Source organism: Bradyrhizobium sp. USDA 3364 (assembly GCF_054056355.1).
Genome location: NZ_JBSRYG010000002.1, coordinates 5,641,793 through 5,654,713, shown reverse-complemented (window position 1 = coordinate 5,654,713; position 12,921 = coordinate 5,641,793). Strand labels below are relative to the sequence as shown.

7 protein-coding genes and 2 pseudogenes are annotated in these 12,921 nt (G+C 64.7%); 2 read left to right on the top strand and 7 right to left on the bottom strand.

What is annotated here, in order from left to right; genetic code table 11:
- Positions 1-98: 98 nt before the first annotated feature.
- Entirely contained in the window at positions 99-1,349 is a 1,251-nt protein-coding gene (locus tag ACVILL_RS26585) for an efflux RND transporter periplasmic adaptor subunit (protein ID WP_456731745.1), read from the bottom strand.
- Between the two features lie 150 nt (positions 1,350-1,499).
- Positions 1,500-2,891: a CoA transferase gene (locus ACVILL_RS26580; RefSeq protein WP_456731744.1), complete on the bottom strand. Its 1,392-nt coding sequence runs from the start codon at positions 2,889-2,891 to the stop codon at positions 1,500-1,502.
- 238 nt (positions 2,892-3,129) lie between these two features.
- On the opposite strand from ACVILL_RS26580, the gene ACVILL_RS26575 reads away from it, so the two are divergent.
- Positions 3,130-3,417 carry a hypothetical protein gene (locus ACVILL_RS26575; protein ID WP_456734368.1) on the top strand — a complete coding sequence of 96 codons (288 nt, stop codon included), beginning with the start codon at positions 3,130-3,132 and terminating at the stop codon, positions 3,415-3,417.
- An 837-nt stretch (positions 3,418-4,254) separates the two neighbouring features.
- On the opposite strand, the gene ACVILL_RS26570 is transcribed toward ACVILL_RS26575, so the two are convergent.
- The 5 genes and pseudogenes from ACVILL_RS26570 to ACVILL_RS26550 all read right to left on the bottom strand — a co-directional run bounded on the left by ACVILL_RS26570 (position 4,255) and on the right by ACVILL_RS26550 (position 11,060).
- Entirely contained in the window at positions 4,255-4,488 is a 234-nt protein-coding gene (locus ACVILL_RS26570; protein ID WP_456731743.1) for a hypothetical protein, read from the bottom strand.
- Between the two features lie 59 nt (positions 4,489-4,547).
- Positions 4,548-4,895 (bottom strand): annotated as a pseudogene (locus tag ACVILL_RS26565) (REP-associated tyrosine transposase); the annotation flags it as partial.
- Positions 4,896-4,967: 72 nt separating this feature from the next.
- Complete coding sequence (locus tag ACVILL_RS26560) at positions 4,968-8,537, bottom strand: error-prone DNA polymerase (RefSeq protein WP_456731742.1); 3,570 nt, start codon at positions 8,535-8,537, stop codon at positions 4,968-4,970.
- A pseudogene (locus ACVILL_RS26555) lies at positions 8,534-10,012 on the bottom strand (Y-family DNA polymerase); the annotation flags it as partial. The pseudogene ACVILL_RS26555 and the gene ACVILL_RS26560, both read right to left, overlap by 4 nt.
- 253 nt (positions 10,013-10,265) lie before the next feature.
- A complete protein-coding gene (locus ACVILL_RS26550; RefSeq protein WP_456731741.1) occupies positions 10,266-11,060 on the bottom strand; it encodes an ImuA family protein in 795 nt (264 codons plus the stop codon).
- 256 nt (positions 11,061-11,316) lie between these two features.
- Here ACVILL_RS26550 and ACVILL_RS26545 point away from each other — a divergent pair, with 256 nt between their 5' ends.
- Positions 11,317-12,750, top strand: a complete 1,434-nt coding sequence (locus tag ACVILL_RS26545; RefSeq protein WP_456731740.1) for a UdgX family uracil-DNA binding protein — start codon at positions 11,317-11,319, stop codon at positions 12,748-12,750.
- Positions 12,751-12,921: the final 171 nt, after the last annotated feature.

The window sequence follows — 12,921 nt, the reverse complement described above, 5'->3', positions numbered from 1 at the left end:
CTGGAAGGACTTTTCTTGATTGGGCAGGGTCGCGGCGCCAACGTGTTGCGCGCTGGCCGCGAAGGAAAACCGGTTCGCGCTTGTCCGGATCATGCGTCTCAGGTGCCGGATGCGGCGCGGTCGATGAAGAGGCTTCCCTTCGTCACGATCTGTTCGCCGGGCTTCAGGTTGCCGGCCACCTCGACCAGATCGCCGTTGGTGAGGCCGGGCCTGATCTGGCGCAGCTCGATTGTCTTGTCATCGGCATGCGCGACCCAGAGCCGAACCTGATCGCCCTCGTAGATCAGCGCCTGCTTCGGCACGCCGACCGCTGGATGATCGCCCTTCGAATACAGCGTCACATTGGCGAACATCTCGGGCTTCAGCCGATTGTCCGCGTTGTCGATGGTGGCTCGGACCAATAGCCGGCGCGACGTCGGGTCGATCGCCGCGGCCACGTAGTTGACCCGGGCGTTGAGCACCTTGCCCGGCAGCGCCATCACGTTGAAGTTGAGGTCCTGCCCGACCGCGACATTGTCGGCGTCGGATTCGCGGACAAAAGCGATCAGCCAGACCGTGGAGAGATCGCCGATCACGTAGACCGGGTCGCTCGCGCCGGTCGAGACATACTGACCCGGCCCCGCCTTGCGCTGGACGATGGTGCCGCCGAGCGGCGCGAACACCGTCGTCTCCGGGTTGAGGCGGCCCTTCTGCTGCAGCGTGGTGATGGCGTCGTCGCCGAAGCCCAGGATGTGCAGCTTGTTCTGCGCCGCTTCCAGCAGGGTCTGCGCCGAGCGCGCATCGTTCTGCGCCTGCACCAGCGTCGCCTGCGCCTGCTGATAATCCTTCAGCGGGATTGCCTTTCCGTCGGACAGGTCCTTGGCGCGTTTCTCCTGGATCGCGGCAAGATCAAGCGCCGACTGTGCCTTGTTGAGACCCGTCATCGCCGCGACATAATCGTTTTGCGCCTGCACCGTGTCGGCGGCCTCGATCACAAACAGCGGCTGTCCCTTGGTCACGCTCTCGCCCGGCCGCACCAGCAGGCGGGTGACGCGGCCGGTATACGGCGAGTACACCGGAGTCGAGCGATCTTCATCGATCCCGATCTTGCCCTCGGTCACCAGTTCGGAGCGGAAGGTGTGCTCGGTCGCGGTCTGGAAGGTCAGGCTGGCCCATTCGGCCCCGGTCGGGGTGTAACGGGATCCCCCCTTGCGGGACTGGCTGGAAACCTCGGACGAGGGCGTCGGCTTGGCCGCGCTGAGATGCGTATAGCCGTAGGCGCCGGCGCCAGCCAGCGCCGCCACCACCACCACCGTCACCAGCCGCGGTCGGCTAAGGGTCTGCATTCGCTTGGTAAGCTCTTTAAGCATGGGGTCCGGGGATCGATCGTTGCAGCTTCCGGCGGGACGGCCCCAGCGGTGCGGTAATAGTGCCGAATTGGTGTCGCAAACAACCTAAAAATCGCGGTTCGGCGATGCCGGCTGTTAAAGTTCGGATAGCCTGAATGGCTGCTGAATGTCTCATCCGGGAAACTCCGGGGGATGGCTGCCGAGCGGCATCGCCGGACGGGACCAATGGGCCGGCGTCCGCGACAGCACGGCCGCATGCCGGACCGAACTCAGCGTGCCAAAGCCGGACGGAAGCTGCTCGATGAAGGGCAGCACCGCATCCGCCGTGAGGTCAGCCGTCGCCAGGCCCTCTTTGAGACGGCCGAGATTCCACAGCCAGCGCCCGGTCTGCGCCAGCGACACCCGGACGTGCCAGCTGCCGCCCTCGCACGCCTGGCGGGCCTTGGCCATCATGGCGCCGAACGCCATGAAATATCCGGTGGCGTGGTCGAGCATCTGGGCCGGCAATTCCTTCGGGCCCTCGACGCCGGCCGCCTGCCCTTCGGCATGATTGAAACCGGTCGTGGTCTGCACCAGCGAGTCGAAGCCGCGGCGCTCGGCCCACGGTCCGGCATGGCCATAGGCCGAGAGCGTCACATAGACGATGCCGGGATTGATGCGCGCCGCGTCCTCCGGCGAAAAGCCGAGCCGCGCGATCGCCTGCGGGCGATAGCCCTGAGAAAGAATATCGGCCTGCGCCACCAGACCGCGCATCACGCCGCGCCCCTGTTCGCTGCGCAGCTCGACGAAGCTCGAGAGCTTGCCGCGTCCGGTGTCGATGGTGAGCCACGGGATATCAGGCAGGTCGGGACCGGAGATCAGCAGCACGTCGGCGCCATGCGCGGCGAGCGTGCGGCCGGCGACCGGACCGGCGATCACGCGCGACAGATCGAGCACGCGGATGCCCCCCAGCGGCCGGTCGCCGGCGGGCCATGGCTTCGGCGCGGCCTCGCCGATCTTCTCGATCGAGATCAGCGGCAGCCTTGCCAGTTCTCTTGCATGCGGCGTCGCCGACCATTCGTCATAAGAGCGCATCAAGGCGACCACGCCGCCGGCGGCATGGGCCGCGGTCTCGAACGCCTCGCCGTCCCATTGCAACAGCGCGGCCTGGACCTCGTCGCGCTCGGCGTTGCAGCCGAGCACCTTGCAGACGGCGTGGCGATGATGCGGAAAATTGGTGTGGAGGCGGACGAAGCGGCCGTCGCGGACGCGGTAGACGCCGGCGATCTTGTCCCAGGCCGGTGGCGGCGGCTTGTCGTCGACGCGCAAATAGCGCTCGCTGCGGCATTCGACGACGGCATGGCGGATATCGACCGCGACCTCCTGGGTCTCGCCGCTGCGCGCTTTCCAGATCTCGGCGGCGGCCAAGCCGGCCGCCGCGATCGGAGCCTGCGCCGCGGCCGCGACACGAAACGACGACGGCAATTGCGGTTCGCTGCCGGTCAGCCTGACGGCATCGAGCGCGGACGGCGCGCCGCCGGCGCCGGTCCACACGTCGGCAAGAATTTCACGGATGCCCTGCATGCGCATCCCCGTTTGCGATTATTTTATGCCCGAGCATGATGACACAAAAGCGTTGTCCGATCTCACCCGTCATGCCTTGTTTGGGCGTAACCTCCGCGCCAACACGTTCCGCGTTCGTCGCGAGGGAAAACCGCTTCACACTTTTCCGGATCATAGCTTGTTTGGGCATGACCTTTTCGGAAAACCGTTTCACACTTTTCCGTATCATGCCTTCTGCCCGACCCGAACAGGAGTTGCAATGGCTGCCATCGATCCCATCACTGCCGGTGCTGTCTTCATCGCGACCGCGGCCACCGACGCGGTCTATGTCATGTTTACTTCGGCGGTCGTGGCGCGCAAGCGCGTGCCGGCGGCGACCTGGAGCAGCATCTGGTATCTGCTCTCCTCGTACGCGGTGATCAGTTACACCGAAAACTGGGTGTATGTCGCCTTCGCCGCAGCGGGGTCGTGGCTCGGCGCCTATGCATCGATCACTTTCCTGCACCGCCCGCCCGGCGGACCGCCGGTGGGTGCGGCGGTCGAATAGCGTGCAGCTGCCGAAGAATTCATCCGGCATGCGAACACGAGACCGATCTGACGGAGATCATTTGTAAGCTCCGTGTCAGCATTCGCGTGTAAGCTTCACGACAGCTTTCCCGCGGCATGAGCCAAGATCTGAGTGTCATCGCCCGCGAAAGCGGGTGATCCAGTATTCCAGAGACGCCTGAGCTTGAGCCGAGAAGCTGCGGCTTCTTCCGGTGTCGTCCCGGCGCACGCCAGGGACCCATACTCCGTGGCGGATATTGTGAATGGGGCTCGTCGTTCGAGCATCGCGCACCATCACCATCGGTGGTTATGGGTCCCGGCCTTCGCCGGGACGATGGCGAGTATGTTGCGCGACCAGTGAGTCATACGTCCGCGTCCTCGCGACATGATTTGTCCGAGCTTTGCTTTGCGTTTCGCCGCTCTGACATCAGAGGGCGCAGGGAAAGCCGGGTGCCGATCGCACCCATGGGCCCCGAGCAATGGGTAGAAAGCTCGGGGGTAGGACCACAGGTGTAACCGGAGCAATCCGGCTTTCCCTGCGCGATGGGCTACGGCTTATACGTGCTCTCCCCGGCGAGACTGGGCTTTGTTGTCACCGTCTTCGCAACGCGCACCGCGCAATGCGAAAAGACACCTGCCACTAGGGCGTCAGGCCTGCACGACTTCACCGTCCGCGTCACGCGCTCTCGTCAGTACCGCGCTCGGCGTCCACCGCATCTCGACCCACGTTCGTGACGACCGCGAAGCGCCCCTCGTGCCGGGTGAGATTTCGGATTTATAGCATCTGGATATACTTCGGATAAAGCGAAATATTTTCATCGCCGGGGATTGACAGACTTTAGCTGAGTTGCTCGTCGGGTTGTTTTGCCGCAACTCGCTCAGCTTCGCCGTTATTGTTGGCGGCGAAGCTGCGCAACCGCCGCCGCCAGATCACCCACAGCATCAATCTGATGAGCCAGTTCGGCACATTCAGATGGCGCAGGGTTTCAATCTGGCCGTGATCCTCACGCTGCCGGAAACTCGGATCAGACAGGTACTCCCGGTCGCTAGCGCACCACTCGATCGTGCGCACGATCTCGTCTCGCAGGGGCTCCGCGTCAAGCAGTCCGGCGAGGAAGTTCAGTTCGCGCCGATCAGATGCTCCCAGAACCGACGTTGCCAGATTCCTCGTTCGTTGCGGGCGACACGAACGTCGCTGAGCATTTCATGCTTTGGAAGTACTCTCGCGAAGCGATGCTTGATGAGTCGCCAGCGCGTCGAAAAATCGGTATCGCCGGGCGGCAAGGTCCAGATCGCGTGCAGGTGGTCGGGCAGGATGACGAATGCGTCGATCGTGAAGGAATAGTCCCGGCGAGTCGCCGCAACTGCGGCACGCAATTCGGCAATGTGATCCACGAGCAGGGTTTGCCGTCGGTCCAGCAGGTTGACCGTGAAGAACCAGCAGCCACCAGGGACGAACGCACGACGATAATTCGGCATGAGCTTCACGTCGGTTGATATGAGCGGCGGATTACGCCTTCGGCTAATCCGCCCTACGATTCCGGCATCCCCTCAATGAAAGTCGCGGGACGGCGGCAGGATGCGGACGTTGCGCGGGTGGCGGATTCTTTGCGGCGAGTTGTCGCCGTGATCGCGGCTGATGTCGTTGAGCGGCTCGATCAGCGCGGGGCCCGCCGGCACCGGATGCTTGCGGCTTAAGGATTCGTTGGCGAGGCCGATCAGATCGTGGGAGCGATCGGTCATGCGCTGCGCCACCAGATGCGTCACACCCTCGGGGCTGCTCTGGATATAGCCTTCGACCAGGATCAGGCGCGCGCCCATCACTTCCTTGCGGTACTGCTCCATCACCTTCGGCCACACCACGATGTTGGCGATGCCGGTCTCGTCCTCCAGCGTCATGAACACGACGCCCTTGGCGCTGCCCGGCCGCTGCCGCACCAGCACGACGCCGGCACAACTGACGCGGCGGCGGTCGTTGCTGCGGTTGATGGTGTGGCAGGCGACGACGCGCTCTTTGCTGAACATCTCGCGCAGGAATTCCATCGGGTGGCCCTTCAGCGACAGGCGGATGGTCTGATAGTCGGCGACCACCTGCTCGGGGCGCGGCATCTCCGGCAGCGGTTTTGTTCCTTCATCCGGCTGCTCGCGCGCGGTGGCGGCCTCGAACAGCGGCAGCGGCACGTCGTCGGGCAGCCGCCGCACCGCCCACAGCGCCTCGCGGCGGTCGAGCCCGAGCGAGCGGAATGCATCGGCATCGGCAAGCAGGATCAGCGCGCGCTTGGGCAGGCCGGTGTCGCGGGCGAAGTCTTCCAGCGAGGTGAAGGGCCGGCGGTTGCGCGCCGCGACGATGCGGTCGGCCCAGTCGAGCTCATCTCTGTCCAAGGCCGCGCGGGAGGTGGGCGGGTTCCCTCCCCCCTTGCGGGGTCCGAGGCGAGCGAAGCTCGCTCTCGAGGTTAGGGAGAGGGGTAAGCCGCTCGGGTCGTGGCTTACCCCTCTCTCCAACTCTCCCCCGCAAGGGGGGAGAGAGCCCATCCGTTCGTGCCTCCCTGACTCATGCACATCTACGCTTTGCGTATCCCGGAATAACGACTGCATTCGTTTCAGCCTCTCCTCATCCTCATCCAGCCAGTGAAACCCGTCGATCTGGCGGAAGCCGAGCCGCACCGCGCAATGCTCGCCGACCTTCTCCTCCAGCGTGTTCTGTGCAAAGCTGAAGGAGACATCGACCTCGCGTACCGTGACGCCGTTCTTGCGGGCGTCGCCGACGATCTGCGCCGGGGCATAGAAGCCCATCGGCTGCGAGTTGAGCAGGCCGCAGCAGAACGCGTCGGGATGATAATGCTTCAGCCATGAGGAGATGTAGACGAGCTGCGCGAAGCTCGCGGCGTGGCTTTCCGGGAAGCCGTAGGAGCCGAAACCCTTGATCTGGTCGAAGCAGCTGCGGGCGAAGTCGGGCGAATAGCCGCGCGCCACCATGTTGCCGACCAGCTTCTCCTCATAGGTGCCGATGGTGCCGAGATTGCGGAAGGTCGCCATCGAGCGGCGCAGGCCGTTGGCTTCCTCCGAAGTGAAGTGCGCCGCCTCGATCGCGATCCGCATCGCCTGCTCCTGGAACAGCGGGACGCCGAGCGTCTTGTGCAACACGTTGTAGAGCTCGTTCTTGTCGCCCTGGTCGGGCGCCGGCGACGGATAAGTCACCTGCTCCTGATTGTTCCGCCGGCGCAGATAAGGATGCACCATGTCGCCCTGGATCGGACCGGGGCGCACGATCGCGACCTCGATGACGAGGTCGTAGAAGGTGCGTGGCCTCAGCCGCGGCAGCATGTTCATCTGGGCGCGACTCTCGACCTGGAACACGCCGAGCGACTCGCCGCGGCACAGCATGTCGTAGACTTCTTCTTCGTCCTGCGGGACCGAGGCGAGCTCCCAGCGCTCGCCCTTGTGGTCGGCGATCAGGTCGAAGCATTTGCGGATGCAGGTCAGCATGCCCAGCGCCAGCACGTCGACCTTCATCATGTGAAGCGCGTCGACGTCGTCCTTGTCCCATTCGATGAAGGTGCGGTCGTCCATCGCGGCGTTGCCGATCGGCACATAAGTGTCGAGCCGGTCCTGGGTCAATACATAGCCGCCGACATGCTGCGAGAGATGGCGCGGAAACTCGATCAGCTCGGTGGCGAGCTCGACCGCGAGATTGATCATCGCGTTCGCAGGGTCCAGCCCGGCCTGCCGCACCTGCATGTCGTTGAGGCCCTTGCCCCAGCTGCCCCACACGGTGTCGGCGAGCGCCGCGGTGACGTCCTCGGTCAGCCCGAGCGCCTTGCCGACATCGCGGATCGCGCTGCGCGGGCGGTAATGGATCACGGTGGCGATGATCGCGGCGCGATGGCGGCCGTAGCGGCGATAGACATATTGCATCACCTCCTCGCGCCGCGAATGCTCGAAATCGACGTCGATGTCGGGCGGCTCCAGTCGCTCCTTGGAGATGAAGCGCTCGAACAACAGATCGACCTTGGTCGGATCTACCGAGGTGACGCCGAGCACGAAGCAGACCGCCGAATTCGCCGCCGAGCCGCGGCCCTGGCACAGGATGTTCTGGCTGCGCGCATAGTGCACGATGTCGTGCACGGTGAGGAAGTAATGCGCGTATTTCAGCTTTCTGATGAGGCGCAATTCCTTGTGCAGGGTCTTCTTGAGTCTAGGCGAAATGCGAATTGGAAATTTTCTATGCGCCCCCTTCCAGGTTAAATCCTCCAAATGACGTTGTGCGGTCTTGCCCGGCGGCACCGGCTCGTCGGGATACTGGTATTTGAGCTGGTCGAGCGAGAACGAGATGCGTTTCGCAAAGCGCATGGTTTCCGCGATCGCGTCCGGCAGATCGCGAAACAGCCTGATCATCTCATGCGCCGGCTTGAGATGGCGCTCGGCATTGGCCTCGAGCCTGCGGCCGACAGCCTCGATCGTGGTCTTTTCGCGGATGCAGGTCAGCACGTCCTGCAACGGGCGGCGCGCGGGATGATGATAGAGCACCTCGTTGGTGGCGAGCAGCGGCACATTGGCCTCGGTGGCGAGACCATGCAGCCGCGCGAGGCGGCGCCTGTCGTCGCCGCGATAGAGCAGGCTTGCGGCGAGCCAGACGCCGTCGGCGGCGCTCGCCTTCAAGCGCGTGAGAACGTCGAGCGCTTTCTCCGCCTCGAAACGATGCGGCAATGCCAGCACCAGGAGCTGGCCTTCGGCGAAATCGATCAGATCGGACAGCGTGAGCCGGCAGTCGCCCTTCTCGATCTTCACAAGGCCATCGCCGCGCTTGCCGCGGGTCAGGAGCTGGCACAGCCGGCCATAGGCGGCGCGATCGCGCGGGTAGACCAGGATATCGGGCGTGCCGTCGATGAAGACGATGCGGGCGCCGACCAGGAACTTTGGCGGATCGGCGACCTTCTCGCTGTCGAGCTCCTTCCAGGCGCGCACCACGCCGGCCAGCGTGTTGTGATCGGCGATCCCGATCACGGGAAGCTTCAGTTCGCTCGCCTGATGCACATAGGCGCGTGGATCGGAGCCGCCGCGCAGGAAGGAGAAATTGCTGGTGATACCGATCTCGGCATAGTCTGTGACGGGTGTCTTCATGCAAACAGCCCGTGCACATACCAATTGGCTGGAACGGGCTTGCCTTCCTCGTCGCGCAGTTCACTCTCGTAAAGACCGTCGCGAAAGATCCAGAAGCGCTGGCCCTCGGCATCCTCGACGCGAAAATAGTCGCGCGTCAGTGCCGCGCCGTCCTGCTTCCACCATTCCATCGCGATGCGCTCGGGACCCTCGACCCGCACCACGTCGTGCTGTGCGCGCCGCCAGGTGAATTGATGCGGCGGACCGTCGGGCACGGTCGCGAACGGCACCTTGATCGGCTCGGGCCGTTCGAACAGCCTGAGCGGCCGCAGCGGCGGCTCGCCTGCGACGCGCTCCGGCCACGCGGCGGCGCTCGCCGCGGCCAGATGATGCTGCGCCGGCAGCGCGAGCGCGGATCGTTCGGGGATGTGACTCTCGAGCGGCAGATGCACGACGACGCGTTTTCCGCCGATGCGGGCGGCGATGCGGTCGATCAGCGCCGAGATCTCGTCATTGTCGTGCACGGTCGCGTCGAGGTCGCGCTGCTGCTGCACCACGATCTCGGTACGCCCGGCGGCAAGCCGGATGAGATCGAAGCCGAAGCCGGGATCAAGGGGATCGTTGAGCGCATCGAGCCGCTCGCCGAACAGGCGGTCGATCATCTCCGGCCGCGTCACCGGACGGCCGGTCTCGACCATGATCGTGCGCACCGCACCGTCAGTACGGAAGAAGCTCGCCTCCAGTTGCCTTGCGCCCTTGCCCTGCTTGTCCATCGCCGCAACCAGCATTTTGGCAAGGCTCGAGAGCGTCAGCGCGATCACGGTGTCGGTCGCGATCGGCTCGGGAAAGCGCTTCTCGACGATGTAATCGGGCAGCGGCTTGCGCGGGCTGATCGGGGCATCGCCCTGCCCGAGCGCGTGGGAGAGCAAGGTGGTGAAAGCCGCACCGAACCGCGCCGAGATTTCATGCGGCGCGCGCGAGGCGACATCGCCGATGGTCTTCAGGCCGGCGCGGCGCAGGCCGGTGGTGATCGTGGCATCGGCGCCGAGCGCCGACACCGGCAGCGGACCGACGGCCGCCGCTTCCACGCCATTGGCGACGATCTGCCCCGAGGCATAACGCGTCAGCGTGCGCGCCGCGGTCGAGGTGCCGGCGATGGCCGCGCTGACGGCAAAGCCGCGCCGGCGCAGTGCATTGATCACGATCTGCAACAGCGCGTGCTCGCCGCCGAATAGATGCGCGCAGCCAGTGATGTCGAGGAACAGTCCGTAAGGCGGATCGAGCGCGACCAGCGGCGTGAAGCGGTCGCACCAGTCGGCGATGTCGTTCAGCGTCTTCAGGTCGGCGGCCGGATCGGCGTCGTAGACCGTGAGCTCCGGGCAGATCGCCCGTGCATTGGCGAGCGGCAGCCCGATCGACAGCCCGGCGCGCACCGCGGCCTCGTCGATCGCATGCAGCAGGATCGCGTTGTGGTCTTTTGCCACCACGACGCTGGGGAGTTCTGCTTGCTTCGCCTCGTTCGTAAGGGACGCATGGACGGATGGGTTCCCTCCCCCCTTGCGGGGTCCGAGGCGAGCGGAGCTCGCTCTCGAGGTTAGGGAGAGGGGTGAGCCGCCCGGGCGGTGCTCGTGGCCACCCCTCTCTCCAACTCTCCCCCGCAAGGGGGGAGAGAGCCCTGCCAATGTGCTCACCTCACTTGAAGGTTCAGCTACCTCCCGTGTGTCAGGCGGAGAGACGTTGCCTTGCCCATCAGCTTGCGAGGCGATGTCCTGCGCGAGCTTGCGCTTGATGCGGTCGATGGGCAGACGTGGCAGCCACAGGCTGAGGATACGCCGATGGTTCACTGAATTGGCACTCATCACATTTCCATTCCATGATCCATCGCCCGACCGGGCCATGACGATTGCGCACGAGTTCGGCCTCGAAGCGCGGCGCGCCCCAGGTGCTGGCGGCATTGCCGGGCGGTGAATGGGCCGCGCGCACGATCCAGCGCGTCTCCGCGGTCGAGGGAATTGGCGTGGCCGCGATCCGCAGCACCAGCGCGGTGACGCCTGAGGCTTGCGCGGCCAAGGTCAATTTACGGCTGGCGACGAGATCGAGCTGGCGCGCAGGACCCCAGACTTCGAGCACGACAGCGCCGAGCGCATCGCAGGCGAGCGCGTCGGCCGCGCTGCGCATTGCGGCATCGACATCGGCGGCGCGCACCGTGACCAGGAGGCGCGGATCGAGGCCGAGTTCGGCGAGCCCGCGCATCGACAGCGCGCCATTCTCGCGATCGGAAAAATCCTGCCGTACCCAGACCAGCGGCTTGCGCGCCGATATCCGTCCGGCAAGCCCCGCGATGAAGCCGGTCGCAGCACCGCCCTGATGGCCGGCGGCGAACACCTCGTGCAGCACAGCCGGCGCAAGCCCGCCGCGCAGCATCGCGTCGGCGCTGGTGTGGCCAAGCGCGATGCGGTTCGGCATCGCCGCCTCCGATGGCGCCTCGATGCGCGCGATGCTGCCGCGCAGAGACGCAAGCGTACCCATGCGTGCGCCATTCATATGCGCCGCTCCTTCCAAGCAAAATTTGAGGCCGTCACTGGTCTGAACACGAACCAGGGACTGGCTCATTTGTTCATGATATGTTCTAATATAAAGCTAACAGGGCCCGCGGAGTCAATCGGATTGGTGAGCTCAGTGATTCATGAGTGGAATCAATGGGATTCAGCGGCCGCTGAACCGGACGGGCCGTGATCTTCCGCAAGTGTCAGGCGCGCTCGCCTCGAAAATGACGGCAGGACGGAAACGGAGCAATCGCATGCGTATCATCGTGCTCGACAACGACACCGATTTCGAAGGCTGGCGCAAAGCCGCGCGGCGACTGGCACTGAATGACGTGGAGCCTGCGGAGGTCACGTGGACAATCCGCCGCGACGACGAATTGTCGCCGGCATCCTGCGTCAATGAATTGCCTGACACGCCGCAGGCGAAGTTCAACGTCCCAGCCAAATTCGTCGAGCTCGCAAAGACCGCGATCCTGCATCGTAATGACGAGCGCTTCGCCCTGCTCTATCGCCTGCTGTGGCGGCTGCGCAGCCAGCACGACCTGCTCGGCACGACTGACGATCCCGATGTCGCCGAGGTCCACGCGATGGCGCGCGCGGTCTATTGCGACATCGACAGGATGCACGCGCATCTCCGCTTCCGCGAGATCGGGCGCGAGCGGACGGCACACTACGTCGCTTGGTTCGAGCCGGAGCATCGCATCGTCGAGCTCGCCGCACCTTTCTTCGCCGGCCGCTTCGCCGACATGCCGTGGTCGATCCTCACTCCCGACGTCTGCGCCCATTGGGACGGGCACGCGATCTCGATCACGCCGGGCGTCGCCAAATCCGAGGTGCCGAGCGAGGATCGGCTCGAGGAGGCCTGGCGGCGTCACGACAACGGCTTCTCCAATTCTGCACGGCTGAAATTGATGGAGATGCCGCAGGCCTATTGGAGGAACCTGCCCGAGGACTCGATCATTAAGCCCTTGATCGAAGACGCCATGCGCATGACCAGCGGCCCCTTCATCGCACGCAAGGCGGCCGCGCCGCAGCAGCGGCAGGACGAACCAATGGCCCGCAAGCAAACCCAGGATGCACAGGTGCGCGACACCATTGCGGCCCTGCGCGATGAGGCCGCGGATTGCCGCGCCTGCCCGCTGTGGAAGGACGCAACCCAAACCGTGTTCGGCGAAGGGCCGCAAGGCGCGACGCTGATGCTGGTCGGGGAGCAGCCCGGCGACAAGGAAGATCTCGCAGGCCATCCCTTCGTCGGACCGGCCGGACAGATGCTCGACCGCGCGCTCGAGGAAGCCGGCATCGCGCGCGGCAAGGTCTACATCACCAACGCTGTGAAGCATTTCAAATTCGTGTCGCGCGGCAAGATCCGGCTGCACCAGAAGCCGAACACGCCGGAAATCCGCGCCTGCCGTCAGTGGTACGAGCGCGAGCTGGCAGTCATCAAGCCGGAGCTCGTGGTAGCGCTCGGCGCCACTGCGGCACACAGCGTGCTCGGCAAGATCACACCGATCAACAAGAACCGCGGCCAGCTGATCGACTACGACGGAACCAAGGTGCTCGTCACCGTGCACCCATCCTATCTGTTGCGGCTGCCTGACGAAAAAGCCAAGGCGCTGGAATATCAGCGCTTTATCGACGACCTCAAAATCGCGGCGAGCCAGCTCCGCCGCTCGGCCCGCGCGGCTTGAGCTCCGCAAAACCAACGGAACCCGGGAACCACACTTCAACGTGAAATTGTTCTAATCGCTGACAAATGCCTACAACCTTTAATTGATCCGTGGTACTGTGACGTGTTCCGCAGGTATCGGGCGTCATGTTCACGCCATGACGTACCCTGAGGCGGGCGCGCTGCGCGGTTT